Source organism: Halomonas sp. ABH4_019 (assembly GCF_056159885.1).
On the sequence record NZ_JBSWWC010000002.1, the window covers coordinates 955,159 to 975,461 of the forward strand.

Below are 20,303 nucleotides of genomic sequence, written 5' to 3' on the forward strand. Positions count from 1 at the left end.
CTGCCGGACACCGCCCCTCCTATCCCTAGAGCCCATTCGCTTTGAGCCAGACTGGATGCTACGTCTCCAGCCTGGCCCGATCTTATAACCAGGGGAAGGCTCGCCAGAAACGAGCGCAAGGACCCACTGTCGATCATTGAGATCGCTCGGCATTCAGCCTCGATTCAGCTTGATGGCTTAAATATGGGAAGGTCCACAGACCCGAAAGAGGTATCAAGATGCGTAATACACTTCTCGTAGCCATTTTCAGCCTGGCGTCCACCACCGCCCTGGCCGGCGCCGGGCACGGCAGCGACGGCTCACCGGCTGCCGACCATACGGCGATTGATCGCACCCTCTCCTTTGAGGCGGGTGACATGTGGTTTACCCCCGGCAAGCTAGAGATCGCGCCCGGCGAGACGGTGAAGTTCGAAATTACCAATACCGGCAATCTTGAACATGAATTCGTGATTGGAGATGAAGAGGCGCAGGCTGAGCATCGTGAGATGATGCGCGAGATGGCCTCCGGTAGCGGTCACGACATGTCCGGAGGGCACCATGGCGGTGGCCACGATGGCAGTATGTCATCGGTAACCATCGCCCCAGGTGAGACCGCCACCCTGGTGTGGACCGCTCCGCAGGATGCCGATAGGATCGAATTCGCCTGCAACATTCCCGGCCACTACGAGTCGGGCATGAGCGGCGATATCCAGATCGAAGGCTAACCATGAAGCTATTGTTGCTCGAGGACGATGACCTGCTCGCCGAGAGCCTCGCGGAGACCCTCGGCGACGAGGGCTACCGCGTCGATACGGCCACACGTATACGTGTGGCCGAATCGCTGATGCAGACAGAAGAATACGTCCTCGTAATCCTGGATCTCGGGCTGCCCGACGGGTCGGGCCTCGACCTGCTCGAGCGCTGGCGAGGAAAAGGGTACAACCAGCCCATCCTAGCCCTCACGGCCCGTGATACCTGGGAAGACAAGGTCATCGGTCTGCGACGCGGAGCCGATGACTACCTGACCAAGCCGTTCTACGAAGAAGAATTGCTGGCCAGGCTGCATGTCCTCCTCAGGCGTCAGCACGGCAATACCGGCAATGTTTTGACCGTCAGCGGCATTCATCTCGACGAGCTCCAGCAGCGAGTGAGCACCGACGGCACCACCTGGCAGTCGCTGACGGCCACCGAATTCCGGCTGTTGCGTTTCCTAATGCACCACCCGGATCGCGTCCATTCCAAGCAGCATCTCCTCGACCAGCTCTACGCCCTGGAACAGGATGCTGCAGCCCCCAACTTGGTGGAGGTCTATATCGGTCGTCTGCGCCGCCGACTGGGTAAGGATGTCATCCAGACGCGTCGCGGCCAGGGGTACATCCTTGCCTCTTCTTGATCGGCGTAGCCTGAGAAGCAGGCTGCTCGTATGGCTGGGCGGGGCGGCCTTCCTGGTGATGGCGATGACCTGGTTGCTGCATGGCATCCTGCTACGAGACCTGGCCCGTGATTTCCTTGGTGACCGCTTGCGCGAAGAAGCCGAGTACACTCTCGACAAGTTTCGCCAAGAACCGACGACTCGCCCCCCGCTATCTGCTCCATCGAGCCTATCCGCGCAAGTCTTCCATCACCTCTATGTCCTGAGCCTAGATGGTGAGGTCACGACCTCACACCCCTCCTGGCTGGGGACGCTCTATCCGCTGCTGGACGCTGACGATGATGCTCTGCTCGACGTGCATCGCCAAGATAGCCATCTTCTCGTCTACCGCCGCCCGTTCTCTATCGCCGGTCACGAAGGCGTACTGCTCGTCGGTGAGAGCTTCGACCGGGTCGAAGCGGGGTTGAGTCGCTTGCATTGGTGGATCGGCGTCATTGCCGGGCTCGTCCTGCTACTGCTCATTGGCTTGAACCTGCTCGCCGTGAGGGCCGGCCTGGGCCCGATCGCGCAGCTGCAGCGACAGCTCGAAGAGCTTCGCCAGGGCACACGAGCACGCCTGCAGCTGACGATGCCGACGGAACTCGAGCCGCTGATCAATCAACTGAACCGTTTCATGGATGCCCAGGAGAACCGCCTGAAGCGCTCCCGACATGCCGTGTCCGATCTGTCCCACGCCCTGAAGACGCCACTGGCCGCGATCATGCAGGTCATGCGCGGACAGCGCCCCATCGATCCGCCGCGGCGGGCCAAGATCCTGGCCCGCCTGGAGGACATGCAGGCGCAGCTGAATGCCGAGCTACGTCGATCGCGCATCGCCGGGGCCGACTCCGGCCAGCACACCTGTCCCGAACGAGAGCTGTCTACCCTGCTGGACATGTTTCGCACCCTCTATCCCGACAAGACCTTCCTGTCCCTCGGTATGCCCGAGGCCGATGCGAGGCTGGCCATGGAGCGGCAGGACTTCATGGAAATGGCGGGAATCGTGCTGGACAACGCCGGCAAGTGGGCGCGCCATACCATCCGCATTCACGCGACCGTCAGCGACGGCCTATGCCTGATGGTGGAAGACGATGGCCCCGGCGTGCCGACAGAGCAGCTCACGCGACTGGGCCAGCGAGGGCGACGCCTCGACGAGGGGCGGCCCGGTCATGGCCTGGGGCTCTCGATCCTGATCCAGCTGCTGGAGCACTATCGGGGCACCACCGAGTTTCAGGCACCGCCCGACTCGGGCCTGCGGGTCACGATCCATATTCCCGCGGCCTGATTCGATATTCAGCCTGGATTCAGCTGGCCACGGCATCATCGACTCTATCCCATCGCCTCGGAAAGGAGTCATGCATGACGAAGGCCAACCAAACGGCATCCCCGCTGACCCGACGCCAGGTGCTCAAGGGCGGCAGCGCCCTGGGGCTCGGCGCCATGGCGCTCAGGCTGTCACCGGCCTGGGCCTCGCCCTGGGGCCAAGCCGCGGCATACCCACAAGGCACCGAGCAAGGTCCCAATGTCTCGCTGGCCATCCGCCGTGAGTCGTTTCCGGTAGCGGGCAAGTCGGCTCGCCCCATCAGCATCAACGGCACCAGCCCCGGCCCGCTCGTTCGCCTCCGGGAAGGTCAGGACGCCGTGCTGCGCGTCACCAACCTGTTGGAGGAACCGACCTCCATCCACTGGCACGGCTTGATCCTGCCACCGGAAATGGACGGCGTGCCCGGCGTCAGCTTCGCAGGCATCGCCCCCGGCGAGACCTTCACCTACCGCTTCCCGGTACGCCAGAACGGCACCTACTGGTATCACAGCCACTCCGGCCTGCAGGAACAGCTCGGCCATGCCGGCCCCCTGATCATCGACGCCGCCGAGCCGGAGCCGTTTCGCTATGATCGCGAACACGTACTGCTGCTGACCGACTGGAGCTTCGAGGACCCTGCGACCATTTTCCATAACCTGAAAATCGGTGAAGGCTACTACAACTTTCAGGAAAGAACGGTCGCGGATTTCTTCGCCGACGTGGAGCGACACGGCTTTGCCGATACCGCCGCCCAGCGCGCCATGTGGGCGCGAATGCGCATGAGTTCCCGTGACATCGCCGACGTCACCGGTAGCACCTACACCTACCTGATGAACGGGCAATCTCCGTCACAGAACTGGACGGCACTGTTCAAGCCCGGTGAAACCCAGCGGCTTCGCGTCATCAACGGCTCGGCGATGACCTACTTCGACGTGCGGATTCCGGGGTTAACGATGACGGTCGTGGCCGCCGATGGCCAACCGATTCAACCCGTGCCCGTCGAGGAGTTTCGCATCGGCGTCGCGGAGACCTATGACGTCCTGGTCACTCCCGAGGCGAATACGGCTTATACGCTTTTCGCCGAGTCCATGGACCGCAGCGGCTACGCCCGCGGCACCCTCGCGCCCAGGCTCGGCATGGCCGCCCCCATCCCGGTACGCCGCCAGATTGCAGACCGGGGCATGGAAGCCATGGGCGCACACGCGGGAATGGACATGTCGGGAATGTCCGATATGCAAGGCATGGACCACTCGGCCATGCAGGGCATGGATAACGCCAGGATGCCCGGCATGGATCACTCGGCCATGCAGGGGATGGATCACGCCAGGATGCCCGGCATGGACCACTCGGCCATGCAGGGCATGGATCGGAGTCACATGGCCGACGCGGCATCCGGCAGGACCGACGGCATGCTTCCCGTGGGCGTGGCCCAGCCCGGCTCCCGCCTCGATCAGCCAGGCATCGGTATCGATCCGGGTGAGCGCCGAGTCCTGGTCTATCGCGATCTCAAGGCACTGCGTCCCTGGCCGGATCGTCGCCCACCAGGCCGCGAGCTCGAGCTGCACCTGACCGGCAACATGGAACGTTACATGTGGTCCTTCGATGGCAAGAAGTTCAGTGAGGTCACGGGCCCCATCCACTTCGAGAAGGACGAGCGCCTGCGGTTGATCCTGGTCAACGACACCATGATGGAGCATCCCATTCATCTGCATGGCATGTGGATGGAACTCGAGAATGGCGCCGGCGAGCTGATTCCTCGCAAGCACACACTGAACGTCAAGCCCGGCGAACGCCTCTCCGCCTTGATCACCGCCGATGCCGAGGGTAGCTGGGCCTTCCACTGCCACCTGCTCTATCACATGGATGCCGGCATGTTCCGGGTCGTCAAGGTCGCCTAAGGAGGGTTCATGAAAGCCAAAAGGATCGCCGTGAGTCTCGGCACCACTATCGCCATGCTGGCCGCCACCGGCATACAGGCCGAAGACGGTTACGATGCGCCAGCGGACTGGCCATCGCCCATCGTCGAGCATCCACGCGGCTCGCTGCTCATCGACCGCCTCGAATACGCCAGGCCCGACGAAGGAGACGATGCGCTGGTATGGGACTTTAGCGCCTGGTATGGCGGCGACGTCAACCGGGTCTACCTGAAGGGAGAAGGCGAGAACGTCCAGGGCGATGGCGAGGCCCCCGAATTCGAGGGTCTCGACCTGTTGTATAGCCGTCTGATCGCTCCCTTCTGGGAGCTGCAGGGGGGGATTGGCTACCAGGGGGGCATCGCCACGGATGACCATCTCGAGCGCTACTTTGGCGTCATCAACCTTCAGGGATTGGTGCCGTATCGCTTCGAGACCGACGCCGACCTGCGCATCAGCGAAGATGGTGATATCTCGGCAAGCCTGGAGAGTGAATACGATGTTCGCATTACCCAGCGGCTATTCCTTCAGCCCCGCCTGGAGATGGCGGTTTCTGCCGATGAGGTGCCGGAGTTCGGCATCGGCAAAGGCCTGAACTCCGTGCGCACGGGGCTTCGCCTACGCTATGAGTTTCACCGCAAGTTCGCCCCTTACATCGGCGGCTACTGGCAGAAAACGTATGGTGATACCGCCGATATGGCACGAGCCGAAGGCGAGGCCACCGAGGATACCGGGATAGTCGCCGGCATCCGCATGTGGTATTGAACCAACGGCTGCTCCGCCATCCCCATACCGTGACACATGGCACTTTTTTCAGCGTCGTTTCAGACAAGGATTCCATACTCGACCATGTCAACCACACAAGGAGATGCATCATGAAGCGCTATACTACCCTGATCGGAGCCACCATGCTGGGGCTGTTCTCGGCAGCGACGTTCGCCGTCACCGGCAGCCAACCATCGGAGCCGATGATGTTGGAAGCCGGTGTTTCCGACAGCCAACTGATCTCACAAGTGCCAAAACGCTATAGCCTCCAGGTTAAGCAAGCAACGACACTGCAATTGAGTAGCGAGCACCTGGCCAGCGACTCCAGCGAGAACGTCCGCATCCAAGGTCGCCTGTATGATGATGCGGGAAATCTGATCGCTCAGGCTACCGATCCGCGCGGGCACTTCCTGATGACCGAGCGGGTATCTCCCGGCACCTATATCCTGGAGGTCTCGGGCGACGCCATGGGAAGCCCCAACGAGGTATCCAACCGTTACAATCTCCACGTCAACTTTAAATAACCGACCTTTCAGCGGTCTTGATGATAATAGAAAGGCCAGCTTCGGCTGGCCTTCTTTTATCAAAAAATGTTCAGAAGGGTTGGGAATGTGACCTCCACATCAACGCATGGATTCCAGTGACACCACCCCCATCCCTTTAGCAACCCTCTCAATCAGTGAAAAAAGATCAAAATATGAAGATTTGGCATGGAGTCACCGTCGGCGCAATTGCAATATCGTTCGGCACGTTATTTTTTGTTTTCGGTGGATTCTACAATGTGTCTGCACAAGATGATCACCACCCCATCGTAGGCTGGTCGCTGCATCAAACTATGGAAAGCTCCGTCAGAGCCAGAAGCAAAGATATTGAAGCTCCTAGCCTAGAAGACACGGAAATGATAAGACAAGGGGCTAGTGCTTATGAATCATTATGCGCGGCATGCCATCTTAAACCCGGCATGAACAACACGGTACTGCGTCAGGGGCTTAACCCTACCCCACCCGACTTTACAGAGATGATAGACAGCTCTCCTGAAGAGCAGTTTTGGATCGTTAAAAATGGCATAAAAATGACAGGAATGCCAAGCTGGGGAATGACTCATGAGGACAAGGAGCTCTGGGAGCTCGTTGCCTTTATACAAAAGATCCCTTCTCTTTCCAACCAAGAGTACAGCAACCTTGTTTCATCCCAAGATGTAGCAACCACATCATCCCATAAGGACGATGGTCACGCTCATGAGCATGGCGATACGAGTGCCATGACGGCACCGCCCGCCACGGATGACGGCCACGACCATGAGCACGGCGACATGAGCGCCATAACCCGCAGCCATCAGGAGCAAGAGGCCGAGTCGGCGCCTGCCGACGACGGCCACGACCACGAGCACGGCGACATGAGTGCCATGACAGCCCAGGACACCACTAGCCACGACGACGGCCACGAGAACCACGACCATTGACACGGCCCTCCGTATCGCGCCCGGTCTCACCACCAGCGCTGGCCCAGGCGGCTGATCAACCGCGGCGAGCAGCGCTACATCGATGCGCTATCTAATGAAACGCCGTGAGCGATGATGTCTTCACATGGCCTGGATCAACCAGGATCTCATGAATGTTTTCCAAGATAGCCCGACCGCATGCCGGCTTTCGCACATCCTCCAAAGGGCCTCAATGCCTAGGGGATAACTTTCATGAAGAGCTTTCTGCAGCACCCATCCCTGGCTTGTCTCGTGTCCAGCATCGCCCTCGGCGCCTCGACCACCGCCATCGCGAACAGCGACCGGGCCTTCATGCCAATGGGGGCAGCAAATGCCGTAGATGTCATCGACCCGAATCGGCTGGAAGTAATATCGACCGCCACCGATACGATCAACACGCGCGGCTTCGCCCCGATGCTCTATGGTCAGCAACTGATTCTTGTCAGCCTCACTCCTCATGGGCCCAATACCGAGAGACCACACACTGGAGGCGTCACGGAAGACGAGCACGCGGCCCACCATGGCAATGGCGGAACGGCCTCCCGGGAAGCCACGAATACGGGGCTTCTTTACGTCGCCGACACGACCACGAGCCGACTCATCAGGACGCGGGTGATGCACGGGCCTGGGCACCATGCCCTGATCACGCAAGACGGACAGCAGTGATGGCGACACATCCCTCCGGCAGAGACATCAGCGTCTTGTTGCTTGTCACCAGCCAGGTGATCGCCTTCGTGGCGTCGGGGCTGAATCCAAACTACCTCGTCCAGAATGAAGTGGGAAGGAGCATATCCGTCAGCAACGCCGGTGACGGCACCATCAGCGAGGTGGATTCCCAGCATTGGTTCGTGCGACGGAACATCCGCGTGGGTGGCATCCCGAAGCATATGTTGCTCTCGAAGGGCGTGTACGTTAACAATGATACCGGGGGGAAAGCCCTGGCGATGGATCTTGCTAGCAGGAGTGTGGCCGCAGAATATGAGATCGGCGCGGAGCCTCACGGCATCGACTTGAGTCCCGATGGCCAGACGCTCTATGCTACAAGCTAGGGCAAAATCGTCTGGTCACGTTTTCCCTTGAGAACGACACACGACACAGCACCGACCTGGCTTCGGCTCCCTACCATATCGCCGTGGCGTCTACCGACGGATGATTGCTGATCACCAACCGAGCCACCCCGTGCTATGGATCTTGATCCCCGATTCCCCTGATGTGTCAAAGACCTTGGAATTAGGGGCATCGGTCACCAGATATCGCTTGAGGCTTCGCATGTCCGCTGAACCAGCCACTGCGCGAAACGATGGAAACCGAGGCGATACACTTTGGCGAAAGCACCCCATCCGCCAGCATCCCTCGGGGACAGTAGTCGCCACCCGGCCGAGCCTCCTTCACGGCATGACAGCCAGGTAGCCCCCAGTGGAAACGCTCTCCTCTATCGGCCTGATCGGCGCTCTCTTCGGCGGGCTGCTATCTTTCTTTTCACCCTGCACACTGCCATTGCTGCCCGCCTATCTCTCGGTGGTCACCGGCGGCAGTGCCGGCAAGGCGGATCGGCGCTTCGAGGCGATGCTGCTGAGCACCTTATTCGTGTTCGGCTTCAGCGTGGTGTTCATCCTGATGGGCCTGGGCGTCACCAGCATCGGGCAGCTGTTGCGCGGCTACCGCCAGGAGCTCAACTGGATTACCGGCAGCGTCGTCATCGTGCTCGGCCTGTTCATGTCAGGCATGATCCGGCTGCCCGTCCTACAGCGCAACTTCCACTGGTCTCCGCAAGTGCGAGGGGGCTCCCCGTTAGCAGCGACCTTCTTCGGCGTGTCCTTCGCCATCGGCTGGACGCCCTGTATCGGCCCCATCCTGGGCGCAATTCTGATGGCTACCTCCACCACGGCCAATGCCCAGGCCGGCATGCTCTACCTGGCGACTTATTCCCTCGGCCTGGCTCTGCCTTTCTTGGCCAGTACCCTGCTGCTCAATCGGTTCAGCCGCTACCGGGGCCGTCTTGGCAAGTGGAGTGCCTATGCCCGACCGGTCGCCGGTGTAATCCTTATCCTCATGGGATTGCTGATCGTCACCGGGACCCTGACCCGGCTCTCCAGCTTCCTAGTGGACTGGTTCCCGTTCCTGGCCACAATCGGCTGAGGACTCTCCGACCGAAACCCAGTCGTCGAGTCTCCTGAGACGTCTCGACGTGACGCCATCCTGTTCCGTGCCAGCGCGCCCAGCTCGGCCAACACGTTACTGAAAGCCATACCGGGATTGCCGCGACGAAAACGCCCCAGCGCCCCCTGGCGTGGTCCCCTATCTAACCGAGAATCAGGAGATGCCTGGCTGCCTGTGTCACACTTCAGGAGCTTCGAGCAAGCCCTGTTGGCCCCCCAGGTGTTCGTAGATACCACTGGCCTCGCTCTCCGCATCGACCACCACGGATTCGGGTTCCGGCGCCCGTCGGATGGCGACGGCCTGGCCATCGGGATCATCCACCACGCCGCGTAGCTGTAAATAGTCCAGGTCCATGGATTCTCCATGGGCAGACTGACTCAGCAACGTCAATGCCTCCAGCAGTTGCGCCATGCCGTTCTCCTGCATCTCCAGCGGCTGGTAGGCCTGCACGTAGGGCGTGCCCGCATGCCAGCCAGCCTTGATCGGTTGATCGATGATGTTGACCGGAGTGCCTTCGGGAACCCGCTCGAAGAGCGATTGAATGTCTTCGGGGAACATTCGGATACAGCCACGGCTGGCACGCATGCCGATGCCGTCTGGCCGGTTGGTGCCGTGGATGAGATAACCGTCGAAGCCGAGCAGGATCGCGTAGTCGCCGAGGGGGTTATCCGGCCCTGGGGGGACCACTGCGGGTGCCTCCTCGCCACGCGCCGCCGCTTCCTGTCGCACCGACTCGGGAGGGTACCAGGCTGGGTTCTCGATGCGCATGGTGGTCTCGGTCTTGCCAAGCGGGGTGTCGAAACCTTCACGACCGATGCCGATGGGGTAGGTCTCGACCCGCGGCGATTCGCCTTCCTCCACTTCCGGATAATAGTAGAGGCGGAGTTCGGCGAGGTTGATCACGATGCCCTCGCGGGGTACCGGCGGCAGCAGGCGCTGCGCTGGAATCAGTACTTCGATACCCTCCCCAGGCATCCAGACGCTGAGATCGGGATTTGCGCGACGAATCTCCTCGTAACCCAAATTATGCTCGCGGGCGAGATCGAGCAACGTCTCCCCGGTATCCGCTTCGACGGTGTAGTCCTGCCCAATGAGGTCGCCCCCCCCTGGGCAATGGGTACTGGCCCTTGGGCCAGTCGGATGGCACCTCAGCCGCCTGGAGGGCGGCACTCCCAGCGGCCAGCAGTACCATCGCAGCCTGCAGCCAACGCAGAGCCTGACTCACTCCTGTGAGGCCAGGCCAATCGTTGTCAATCTTCATGCCAAAAACCTCTGTGATCAGGGAGTCGATCTGTACCGATACCTGGAGGGGCGGGCCAAGTTCCCGGAGGTTCGCGATCTGGTTCGCGAACTTCTCAAGCTCGGAGAGCACGAAGCTATACAGCTGGCTCAGCAATCCAACCAGGCTCGAGACCAATAGCCATACAGCGGAAGATGCTCCCGGAATGACGAGCAGACAATACGGAGCCGAACATGATGGTGGATGGCATGGTCCCCGGCATCATGCTCTGCCAGTGCCCGTTCCCGAACGGCACGACGACATGCGCCAAGCAGCAAATGGTATATCCGACCGGGGTCAATGAGTATGCGAGTGATCATCGCCGGCCGGCGGTTCACGTTTTGACAGGAACAGCCTCTCCCCCACCAGGATAAGGCCCATCACCACGGCGGCGACGATCAATACCAGCGGATCGGAGGTAGCCTTCACCCAGACGAAGCCTCCCAGCACGACGATATCCAGCAGGATGGCAATGATCGGTATCGCGGGCCTGGCGCTGACCTTGTGCCTGAGGTGGCGAAATACCCCCCAGTGAATCGCGATGTCCATGATCAGGTAGAAGATGATGCCCAGCGCGGCGATGCGGCTGAGGTCGAAGAACGCGGTCAGCAGCAAGCCCAGCACGATCGTGTAGACCAGGGTGTGCTTCTGGATACTGCCGGGCATATGAAAATGGCGGTGAGGCACCAGCCGCATCTCGGTCAGCATGGCCAGCATGCGGGATACGGCGAAGACACTGGCGATGATACCACCCGCCGTCGCCAGCATCGCCAGGATGACGGTAAACCAGACCGCCGCCTCGCCCAGTGCCGGCCTGGCGGCAGCCGCCAGGGAATAATCCTGGGTCTTGATGATCTCCTGGAGTGACAGGTTGCTGGCGACGGCGAAGCCCACCAGCGCGTAGATCACCACGCACAGAGCGATCGAGATCATGATCGCCCTGCCTACATTGCGGTGGGGGTCCTTGAGCTCCGACCCACTGTTGGTAATGGTGGTGAACCCCTTGAAGGCCAGGATACCCAGGGCCGTGGCCCCCAGAAAGCCTGACAGGGAAGCCTGGGGCGCTGTTGATGATGACACGTCCATCTTCAGCGAGTCGGCGACGAAGACCCCGACCACGCCGAACACGACGATTCCCCCGATCTTGATGACACCCAGCACGGAGGCGACTCCCTCGATCAGCCGATTGGCCGACAGGTTGATCAGGAAGGCCGCCAACAGCAGCCCTACCCCCAGTAACGGCACCAGCAGGGAGCGGTTCTCGACGTCGAACAGCTGCAGGGTATAGGACCCGAAGGTTCTGGCCAGAAAGCTCTGGGCGATCACCATGGAACAGTACATCAGCAAGGCATGAAAGGCGGTCGGCAATGTCGAGCCATAGGCCTTCTGCAGATACATGCCGATCCCCCCGGCGGAGGGGTAGGTGCTGGACATTCGGACATAGGAGTAGGCACTGAAGGAGACGATCACGGCCGCCGACAGAAACGCCAGGGGGAACAGCCACCCCGTCATCTGTGCCATCTGGCCGGTCAGGGCGAAGATACCGGCCCCGATCATGACCCCCGTGCCTAGGGCAACCGCGCCCGCCAGGGTCAGGCTACCCTCCTCGTATTCGGGTGCACGATCCGAGGAGTCGTTCATCCCTGCCTCCGTTTCCTCAAAGAATGAGTTGTTTCAGCGGCATCCAGAGCCCCATGCCCATCATGACTAGGTTCTCGGTCAAGGAGACGAAGCCCAGGGGCACGTTGCTGTTGCCACCCACGCAGGCGCACTTGAGCTCCCGCTTGTCGATATAGACGGCCTTGAAGACCGACACGGCCCCTACCGTGCCGATGAACAGCGCCAGTGGCGCCGCGAGCCAGATCAGGGCCCCCGCCAGCATCAGGATACCGGCCAGGGTCTCGGCGAAGGGGTAGACGTAGCCGTAAGGCACATGTCTCTGGGCGAGCAGGTCATAGTTGAGAAACATGGTGCTGAAGCTCTCGATATCCTGCAGCTTCTGGAGCCCCAGCAGGGTCATGGCGGTGGCGACCGCATATTCCGGCATACGCAGAGACACGAGCGTGCCGCTGGCCGCCCAGCTCACCGCCAGGCCGATCAGCAAGGATGTCGCGAAGATGGCGATGACCGGCTGATAGGTGGTCTCCTTCTCGCCGGGCACGCTCATGCCCAGGTGGGCGCGAACCTCCTCATAGCCCCCCACGCGCTCCTCGCCGATGTAGACCTGAGGCGTGGTATCGACACCGGCCTGCTCCTTGAACGCCTCGATCGCCTCCCGCGAGGTGAGGGTGTGATCATCGACTCGATAGCCCTTGCGCTTGAGAAGATCCACGGTCTTCAGGCCAAACGGGCAGAGGTGCTCTTCCGTCTTCATACGGTAGACACGGGCCGTCTTGTGCGGTGCAGCAGACGCCGACGCAACGCTACTCATAGGCTTTCACCTCCTTCAGTGCCTGAAAGGCATTCGCGAATGTGGCATTCACAGCCAAGCACTTCGGCCATGACCCTGATAAAGTTAATAGGCTAGAACCATTGTGCAACCCAAAGGTCAAGCTGCCTGCTTTGACAAGGTTGCGCAGTCGAACGGTTGCGGTGACCGGTACGAGTGATGAGTTGTCACCCATAGAAGGCTAACAGCATTATATATAGAGCCTGACGAATATTTAGGGCGCATAGTCGACGGACTCGATAGTTCCGCATCGTCCTAATAGGTCGATTTACCCTCATTCTCACCGGCCAGTGGATGATCCGCTAGGCGGGCAGGTAATGAGCGACGTGGTGGAGCGTGGAACCGAGCCAGGGCGAGAGGTTCTCGGTGTCCAGCACCAGCGACATGCGGTAGTAGATCGCCTTGAATATGCCGCGGACTGGCTCGGCGAGAGTGGTACAGCCTGATTTACCGTCAGGCCGCCCGCTCCTATGCGATCCAGAAACTTCATCTGTATCAGCCCCTCTCAAGCCGGTAGGATCTCCTTCCAGTGCCAGGAGCAGGGAGCTGAGTCCAGCTTCCTCGCCGAAGGTCGGCAGCGTCTCGAACACGAACTGCAGGTACTCGTAGGGCAAGAGGCTACTGGTCTCGGCCGTCTCGATCAGGCTGTAGAGAGCCGCGCTTGACCGCGCATCGCTCTGAGTGAGGTTGAACAGCCAGTACTCTCGACCCACCACGAAGGGATGGCGATTGGGAGTCATCAGCCAACCGGGTAGTATACCGGGTAGTCCCTCATGAAAATTCACCACTCACATTCTTCAAGCAATTGATTAATAATATATTTTTTAAGAAAATCAACCTTAAGATCCAGAACATCGAGTGAGGCAGGCGCGACCGGGGGAGGACGGCACCCGCATGGCTCCCCCCACTATCTCGGATCTCAGCGCCGTGGCGCCTCCGCGCCGCGGCCGTCTCCTAGCGCCTCGACCGACCGAGCCAGGTCTTCCGCCAGGGCCTGGAGGGCATCGCTGCCGACATCGCGTTGAGCGAAGGAGCGCAGACCCATGACTTCGGCCTGGAGGCGCCTCCCGAGCCGCTTGGGATCCTGGTCGCGGCCGATCTCGCCCCGGTCACGAGCCACGTCAAACCGCTCGATGAAGCGAGCCTCCATGCCTTCCAGCAAGGCGTCGACCTTCTCCCTCGCCGCGGCCTCGCGATCCCCCAGCTCCAGCAGGCTCTTGACCAGCATGCAGGCACGGCAAGGGAGCTCACGCTCGCGCAACCCCCCGAGCTGGCGTAGATAGGCCGCCAGGCCGTCGAGTGCCGACTCATGCCTGCCCAGGGTGCGATCCAGCTCGACGAGCGCCCGTTGCGCATAGCGCTCCAGCGCCTCCTGGAACAGCTGCTCCTTGCTCCCGAAGGCGGCGTAGATACTGCCCGGACGCATGTCCAGGGTGGCTTCCAGGTCCTTGAGGGAGGTGGCATGAAACCCCTTGCGCCAGAACAGTGCCAGCGCCTTTTCCAGGGATTCCTGTCGGTTGTGGCGAGTCGTGCGGGGCATGAGCGAGTCCAGGCGGCGGCCGACCTCGAACGGGTCGGACATCATGGCGGTGAAGGTAGGAAAATTTTATCTTGAGTGGTCGCTCAAGTACAGCTAGGATGTCCCCAGTGAAGAGGCCTTAGGCAACGGCGCGCCCGTTTTTGAGCGATCACTCAACAACAGTGGCCCCCACTCGAAGCCCGGGGCAAGGTCCCGATACGGCCTCTTCGAGGAACCCCCTTTATCCTGAAATATGGAGCCGACACCGCCATGACCGATTTCACCCTTCATGACAAGCAGTCCGCGCCGCAGGCCAGCCAGACGCTGCTCGACAACTCCGTCAACGCCTTCGGCATGGTCCCCAACCTGCACGCCGTGATGGCAGAGGCGCCCGGCCTGCTGGAAGGCTACCAGCGCCTGCACCAGCTGTTCCTCGACAGCAGCTTCGACGATGAGGAAACCACCGTGGTGTGGCAGGCCATCAACGTCGAGCACAATTGCCATTACTGCGTCCCGGCCCATACCGCCATCGCTCATCAGATGAAGGTGGACGGCGCCATCACCGACGCCCTGCGTGATGAAACGCCATTGCCGACCGATCGCCTCGAGGCTCTGCGCACCTTCACCCTCGCGATGGTCCGTCAGCGCGGTGATCTCGATGCCACGACGGTGCAACGCTTCCTGGAGGCCGGCTACACGCAACGCCATGTCCTCGAGGTCGTCCTCGCCCTGTCGCAGAAGGTGATGAGCAACTACACCAACCATCTGGCGGCGACCCCGCTGGACAAGCCCTTCGCCGAGTACGAGTGGCACAAGGCCTCCTGATGAGGCCCCGCGGGGAGCCCGCCAGGCTCCCCGCGGGTCGCTCGTGCCACGCCCCCGGCCACCGCCGGTGGGCGGCCATGCCCCGCAGGGGAACAGGCGGGGCGGCATAAAATTAACTTGCTAACATTTTTCTCGACAAGGTAGGGTATGCCAGCAACCGGGCGTACCGACGACGCCTTACCTTCTATGTCGGCACCGGTTAGGCGTGCCAAGGAGAGCTTTATGGCCAATCTGACAGCGGTCAACGAAAGCAGCTATACCCAGGAAGTCCTCGAGCATGACAAGCCCGTCCTGGTGAAGTTCTGGGCGCCCTGGTGCGGTCCCTGCAAGATGCTCGATCCGGTCGTGGACTCCATCGCCGAAGAGCAAGGCGACGCCCTCAAGGTCGTCACGCTGAACGTGGACGAGGCGCCCGAGCTCGCCGCCCAGAACGGCGTTCGTGGCCTGCCCACCATCGCCCTGTTCAAGAACGGGCAGAAGATCGAGGCCCTCACCGGCGTCCAACCCAAGGAGAGCTTCGACAGCCTCATCGCACGTCACGCCTGACCGCTCACCCGGTGGCTCGCCGAGCCACCGGCCTCGTGACAGGGCCGTCCCACGGACTCCGTCACGTTGCGCCGCCCCTCGCGTCCGACTGACGCAGGCTTTATACTTTTGTAGTAATTTTACGCGACCCTGACCTCGTCAGGGTCTTTTTTATTGACGGAGGTCCGCCATGTCGCCCCCTTCTTCCTCCAGCGCCACCGCGCGCCACCCCCGCCTGGCCGAGTTGGCGCTGGCCCTCGGCGGCTTCGGCATCGGCACCAGCGAGTTCGTGATCATGGGCCTGCTGGAACGCGTCGCCGGCGACCTCCAGGTCGCCGCCGCCGACGTCGGCTACGCCATCTCCAGCTATGCGCTGGGCGTGGTGGTCGGCGCACCGCTGATCTCCGCCCTGGCCGCCCGGGTGCCGCGCCGCACCCTGCTCATCGCATTGATGCTGGTGTTTGCGGTGGGCAACATCGCCAGCGCCCTGGCCACGTCCTTCTGGCCCTTCGTCGGGCTGCGCTTCCTGGCCGGCCTGCCCCACGGCGCCTACTTCGGGGTCGCCGCCCTGGTGGCCGCGGCCGCGGTGCCGGTCGAACAACGCGCCCAGGCGATCGGCCGGGTCATGCTGGGCCTGACCAGCGCCATCGTGATCGGCGCGCCACTGGCCACCTGGGCCGGCCAGTGGCTGGGCTGGCAGAGCGCCTTCCTGGGCGTCGGCGCGATCGCCCTGACCACCGCCTTGCTGATCCGCCTGTGGGTGCCCCGCCAGCCCCACAACCCGGACGCCAGCCCCCGTCGGGAGCTCACCGCGCTGCTCAAGCAACGCGTGCTGTTTACCCTGGGCGTGGCCAGCGTGGGCTTCGGCGGCATGTTCGCGGTGTTCAGCTACGTGGTGCCGACGCTCTCGAACCAGGCCGGCATGCGTGAATCGGTGGGGCCCTGGGTGCTGGCGATCTTCGGCATCGGCACCATCCTCGGCAACCTGGTCGGCGCGCGGCTGGCCGACAAGCACCTGCTCAAGGCGATCCCCCGCATCCTGGTGTGGTGCCTGCTGGTCCAGGGCGGCTTCTTCTTCGCCGCCGACCACCTGATCGCCGGCCTGCTGTTCGTCGGCCTGGTGGGCACCAGCATGGCCCTGGGGCCGGCGCTGCAGACCCGGCTGATGGATGTGGCCGGCGATGCCCAGACCATGGCCGCCTCGATGAACCATGCCGCCTTCAACTGCGCCAACGCCCTCGGCGCCTGGCTGGCGGCGGTGGTGATCAAGGGCGGCGCGCCCTGGTCCGCCAGTGGCCTGGTCGGCGCCGTGCTGGCACTCGGCGGGCTGGCCGTGTTCCTCGCGGGGCGCCATCTGGAACGTCGCGAGGCCAAAGCCGCCACGGCATGACCCCGCAGGACGGGGATAGGGGATGGGCGCCAAGTATGCGATACTTCGCGCCCTCCCCGCAGCCGTCAACGTCGCAGGTTCCGCCCATGCCCCAAGGTACGCTATTCATCGTCTCCGCCCCCTCCGGCGCCGGCAAGACCAGCCTGGTGCGCGAGCTGATCGAAAGCCTCGACGGCATCCAGGTGTCGGTCTCCCATACCACCCGGCCGCGCCGCGAGGGCGAGGTCGACGGCGTGAACTATCACTTCGTCGACCCGGACGAATTCGAGCGGATGATCGAGGAAGGCGACTTCTTCGAGCACGCCCGGGTCTTCGACAACTACTACGGCACGTCCCGACGCGCCGTGGAAGACCTGCTGGCCGCCGGCCAGGACGTGATCCTCGAGATCGACTGGCAGGGCGCGCGCCAGGTCCGCGAGCAGGTGCCCGGCGCGGTGTCGATCTTCATCCTGCCGCCCTCCCGAGAGGAGCTGGAGCGCCGCCTGTCGAGCCGCGGTACCGACGAGCACGCCGTCGTCGCCTCCCGCATGCGCGAGGCGGTCGGCGAGATGTCCCACTTCGACGAATACGATTACCTGGTGATCAACGACGACTTCACCACCGCCCTGCGCGAGCTGCAGTCGCTGGTGATCGCCCGACGCCTGACCGCGGGACGCATGCACGAACGCCATGCCCCGCTGCTGGCGGCGCTGTTGTCTTAACCCCGGCCGCTGGTCCTGAGCCGGCCGCGGCGCTTGTCAAGGGAACCGGGCGTCGAGTAATCTATTCGATCTATTCATCGGTGAACCCCCGGGGCGCAACGACGCCGGCCGGGGTTTCGCCCGTCAGCATTCAGGAAGGCATTCATGGCGCGAGTCACAGTCGAAGATTGTCTGGAAAACGTCGAAAACCGCTTCAAGCTGGTGATGATCTCCACCCAGCGTGCACGCCAGCTGGCCCGCGGCTCCCGCGATGCCCTGCTGCCCTGGGAAAACGACAAGCCCACCGTGATGGCGCTGCGCGAGATCGCCGACGGCCTGGTCGACTCCAGCGTGCTGGACGAGCCCGTCGAGGCTCCCGTGCGTCCTCGCCCCGAAGGCGAACCGGGCATCCCCGCCGAGGAGTGATGCCGCCGTCGTCGCCACCCGCACGGCCATCATGCAACCTTCAGGGCGCGCCGCATGTTCACCATCGATGACCTGGCCGACCGCCTCGGCGGCTATCTACCCCCGGACGAGATCCAGCAGGTCAAGCGTGCCTTCTACTACGCCGAGCAGGCCCACGACGGCCAGCGACGGCGCTCCGGCGAGCCCTATGTGACCCACCCGCTGGCGGTGGCCAACATCCTGGCCAACATGCACATGGACCATCAGAGCCTGATGGCCGCCATGCTGCACGACGTCATCGAGGACACCGGCGTCTCCAAGCAGGCCCTCGGCCAGCAGTTCGGCGAGCCGGTGGCGGAGCTGGTCGACGGGGTCTCGAAGCTGACCCAGATCACCTTCGAGGACAAGGCGGTCGCCCAGGCGGAGAACTTCCAGAAGATGGTGCTGGCGATGTCCCGGGACATCCGGGTGATCATCGTCAAGCTGGCCGACCGACTGCACAACATGCGCACCCTGGGCGCGCTGCGCCCGGAGAAGAAGCGCCGCATCGCGCGCGAGACCCTGGAGATCTACTCGCGGATCGCCAACCGGCTGGGCATCAACACCATTCGCGTGGAGCTCGAGGACCTGTCCTTCCAGGCCCTGCACCCGATGCGCGCCGAGCGCATCAAGCGCGCCGTGGCCAGCGCCCGCGGCCACCGTCGCTCGGCGATCCGCCAGGTCCAGAACAGCCTGCAGAACAGCCTCGACGACGAGGGCCTGACCGGCTCGGTGGTGGGCCGCCAGAAGCACCTGCTGTCGATCTATCGCAAGATGCGCGACCAGCGCAAGTCGTTCGCCGAGATCATGGACGTGTTCGGCTTTCGCATCATCACCGAGGACGTCGACAGCTGCTACCGGATCCTCGGCGTGGTGCACAACCTCTACAAGCCGGTGCCGGGGCGCTTCAAGGATTACATCGCCATCCCCAAGGCCAATGGCTACCAGAGCCTGCACACCACGCTGTTCGGCAGCGGCGGCATGCCCATCGAGGTGCAGATCCGCACCCGCGAGATGGAGGCCATGGCCAACAACGGCATCGCCGCCCACTGGCTGTACAAGGCCGGCCAGACCGAGCATCCCATCGCCGAGGGCAGCCATGCCCGGGCCCGCGCCTGGGTCAAGGGGCTGCTGGAGATGCAGCGCCACGCCGGGGATTCGCTGGAGTTCATCGAGCACGTCAAGCACGACCTCTTCCCCGACGATATCTACGTGTTCACGCCCAAGGGCGACATCATGGAATTGCCCCAGGGCGCCACGGTGATCGACTTCGCCTACAGCGTGCACACCGATATCGGCAACCGCTGCATCGCCTGTCGCATCGATCGCCACCTGGCGCCGCTCTCCACCCGCCTCGAGAGCGGCCAGACCCTGGAGATCATCACCGCGCCCGGGGCTCGGCCCAACCTGGCCTGGCTCAACGTGGTGGCCACCGCCAAGGCGCGCTCGGCGATCCGCCACGCCCTCAAGCACCAGCAGCACACCGAGGCCGTGCAGCTGGGGCGACGTCTGCTCAACAAGGCGCTGGCGGAGTTCGAGACCAGCCTCGAGGAGCTGCCGGCCAAGCCGCTGGAGCACCTGCTGGATGAGCTCGAGCTCAAGAGCGAGGACAGCCTGCTGGAATCCATCGGCCTGGGCACCCGGGTCGCCCACGTGGTCGCCCGGCGCCTGGTCGACCTGCAGCACGGCGACCAGGCGCCGACCCAGGACGCCGGGCGCCACCAGGGCCCGATCGTGATCAGCGGCGCCGAGGGCATGGTCATCAAGTTCGCCCGCTGCTGCCACCCGCTGCCCGGTGACCCGGTGATCGGCCACCTGTCGGTGGGCAAGGGCATCGTCGTCCACCGGGCCGAGTGCCGCAACCTGGCCGAGCTGAAGAACGATCCGGACAAGCTGTTCGCCCTCGAGTGGTCGGAGCAGTCCGACGAGGACTTCCCGGTGCCGCTGCGCCTGGAACTCGAGAGTCGCCGGGGGCTGGTCGCCGAGCTGGCCAGCCTGGTCACCGATGCCGACGCCAACATCGAGCGCATCGGCATCGAGGAACGCGATGCCCGGCTGTCGATCGTCAATCTCACCCTGTCGGTGCGCAACCGCGTGCACCTGGCGCGGATCATCAAGCGCCTGCGCAACCTGTCCCACGTCGGCAAGATCACCCGCCTGGGCAACTGAAAGATGCCGCCC

General features: G+C 62.8%; 21 protein-coding genes. 16 read left to right on the forward strand and 5 right to left on the reverse strand.

The window, feature by feature from the left end; genetic code table 11:
• Positions 1–218: 218 nt before the first annotated feature.
• From ACXAFN_RS11600 to ACXAFN_RS11645, 10 genes are all read left to right on the forward strand, one after another.
• Complete coding sequence (locus ACXAFN_RS11600; protein WP_474988840.1) at positions 219–704, forward strand: cupredoxin domain-containing protein; 486 nt, start codon at positions 219–221, stop codon at positions 702–704.
• A 2-nt stretch (positions 705–706) separates the two neighbouring features.
• Positions 707–1,372: a response regulator transcription factor gene (locus ACXAFN_RS11605; RefSeq protein WP_474988842.1), complete on the forward strand. Its 666-nt coding sequence runs from the start codon at positions 707–709 to the stop codon at positions 1,370–1,372.
• A gap of 64 nt (positions 1,373–1,436) precedes the next feature.
• Positions 1,437–2,675 carry an ATP-binding protein gene (locus ACXAFN_RS11610; RefSeq protein ID WP_474988844.1) on the forward strand — a complete coding sequence of 413 codons (1,239 nt, stop codon included), beginning with the start codon at positions 1,437–1,439 and terminating at the stop codon, positions 2,673–2,675.
• Positions 2,676–2,749: 74 nt separating this feature from the next.
• Positions 2,750–4,591 carry a copper resistance system multicopper oxidase gene (locus ACXAFN_RS11615; RefSeq protein ID WP_474988846.1) on the forward strand — a complete coding sequence of 614 codons (1,842 nt, stop codon included), beginning with the start codon at positions 2,750–2,752 and terminating at the stop codon, positions 4,589–4,591.
• 9 nt (positions 4,592–4,600) lie between these two features.
• Entirely contained in the window at positions 4,601–5,371 is a 771-nt protein-coding gene (locus ACXAFN_RS11620) for a copper resistance protein B (RefSeq protein WP_474988848.1), read from the forward strand.
• A gap of 110 nt (positions 5,372–5,481) precedes the next feature.
• A complete protein-coding gene (locus tag ACXAFN_RS11625; RefSeq protein ID WP_474988850.1) occupies positions 5,482–5,895 on the forward strand; it encodes a hypothetical protein in 414 nt (137 codons plus the stop codon).
• A 173-nt stretch (positions 5,896–6,068) separates the two neighbouring features.
• On the forward strand, positions 6,069–6,833 hold the full coding sequence (locus tag ACXAFN_RS11630) for a c-type cytochrome (protein WP_474988852.1): 765 nt from the start codon (positions 6,069–6,071) through the stop codon (positions 6,831–6,833).
• Positions 6,834–7,064: 231 nt separating this feature from the next.
• On the forward strand, positions 7,065–7,517 hold the full coding sequence (locus tag ACXAFN_RS11635; protein ID WP_474988853.1) for a hypothetical protein: 453 nt from the start codon (positions 7,065–7,067) through the stop codon (positions 7,515–7,517).
• Positions 7,517–7,900, forward strand: a complete 384-nt coding sequence (locus ACXAFN_RS11640) for a YncE family protein (RefSeq protein WP_474988855.1) — start codon at positions 7,517–7,519, stop codon at positions 7,898–7,900. The genes ACXAFN_RS11635 and ACXAFN_RS11640 overlap by 1 nt, the downstream gene beginning before the upstream one ends.
• Before the next feature lie 367 nt (positions 7,901–8,267).
• Positions 8,268–8,990, forward strand: a complete 723-nt coding sequence (locus ACXAFN_RS11645) for a cytochrome c biogenesis CcdA family protein (protein ID WP_474988856.1) — start codon at positions 8,268–8,270, stop codon at positions 8,988–8,990.
• 198 nt (positions 8,991–9,188) lie between these two features.
• Here ACXAFN_RS11645 and ACXAFN_RS11650 read toward each other — a convergent pair whose 3' ends face one another.
• From ACXAFN_RS11650 to ACXAFN_RS11670, 5 genes are all read right to left on the reverse strand, one after another.
• Complete coding sequence (locus tag ACXAFN_RS11650; RefSeq protein ID WP_474988858.1) at positions 9,189–10,061, reverse strand: L,D-transpeptidase family protein; 873 nt, start codon at positions 10,059–10,061, stop codon at positions 9,189–9,191.
• Positions 10,062–10,587: 526 nt separating this feature from the next.
• On the reverse strand, positions 10,588–11,931 hold the full coding sequence (locus tag ACXAFN_RS11655; RefSeq protein ID WP_152480024.1) for an APC family permease: 1,344 nt from the start codon (positions 11,929–11,931) through the stop codon (positions 10,588–10,590).
• 16 nt (positions 11,932–11,947) lie between these two features.
• On the reverse strand, positions 11,948–12,664 hold the full coding sequence (locus ACXAFN_RS11660) for a MauE/DoxX family redox-associated membrane protein (protein WP_474988860.1): 717 nt from the start codon (positions 12,662–12,664) through the stop codon (positions 11,948–11,950).
• A 377-nt stretch (positions 12,665–13,041) separates the two neighbouring features.
• Positions 13,042–13,479, reverse strand: a complete 438-nt coding sequence (locus tag ACXAFN_RS11665; RefSeq protein WP_152480026.1) for a hypothetical protein — start codon at positions 13,477–13,479, stop codon at positions 13,042–13,044.
• A 179-nt stretch (positions 13,480–13,658) separates the two neighbouring features.
• A complete protein-coding gene (locus ACXAFN_RS11670) occupies positions 13,659–14,279 on the reverse strand; it encodes a TetR/AcrR family transcriptional regulator (RefSeq protein WP_474988861.1) in 621 nt (206 codons plus the stop codon).
• Positions 14,280–14,528: 249 nt separating this feature from the next.
• Here ACXAFN_RS11670 and ACXAFN_RS11675 point away from each other — a divergent pair, with 249 nt between their 5' ends.
• From ACXAFN_RS11675 to ACXAFN_RS11700, 6 genes are all read left to right on the forward strand, one after another.
• On the forward strand, positions 14,529–15,083 hold the full coding sequence (locus tag ACXAFN_RS11675; protein ID WP_474988863.1) for a carboxymuconolactone decarboxylase family protein: 555 nt from the start codon (positions 14,529–14,531) through the stop codon (positions 15,081–15,083).
• 222 nt (positions 15,084–15,305) lie between these two features.
• The gene (gene trxA, locus ACXAFN_RS11680) at positions 15,306–15,629 is read left to right on the forward strand and encodes a thioredoxin (RefSeq protein WP_474988865.1); all 324 of its coding nucleotides are present in this window, start codon (positions 15,306–15,308) and stop codon (positions 15,627–15,629) included.
• A 169-nt stretch (positions 15,630–15,798) separates the two neighbouring features.
• Positions 15,799–16,998 carry an MFS transporter gene (locus tag ACXAFN_RS11685; RefSeq protein ID WP_474988867.1) on the forward strand — a complete coding sequence of 400 codons (1,200 nt, stop codon included), beginning with the start codon at positions 15,799–15,801 and terminating at the stop codon, positions 16,996–16,998.
• Positions 16,999–17,084: 86 nt separating this feature from the next.
• A complete protein-coding gene (gene gmk / locus ACXAFN_RS11690) occupies positions 17,085–17,699 on the forward strand; it encodes a guanylate kinase (protein WP_474988869.1) in 615 nt (204 codons plus the stop codon).
• Positions 17,700–17,843: 144 nt separating this feature from the next.
• Complete coding sequence (gene rpoZ, locus ACXAFN_RS11695; protein WP_474988871.1) at positions 17,844–18,104, forward strand: DNA-directed RNA polymerase subunit omega; 261 nt, start codon at positions 17,844–17,846, stop codon at positions 18,102–18,104.
• Positions 18,105–18,158: 54 nt separating this feature from the next.
• Entirely contained in the window at positions 18,159–20,291 is a 2,133-nt protein-coding gene (locus ACXAFN_RS11700) for a RelA/SpoT family protein (RefSeq protein WP_474988873.1), read from the forward strand.
• The last annotated feature ends 12 nt before the right edge of the window (positions 20,292–20,303 follow it).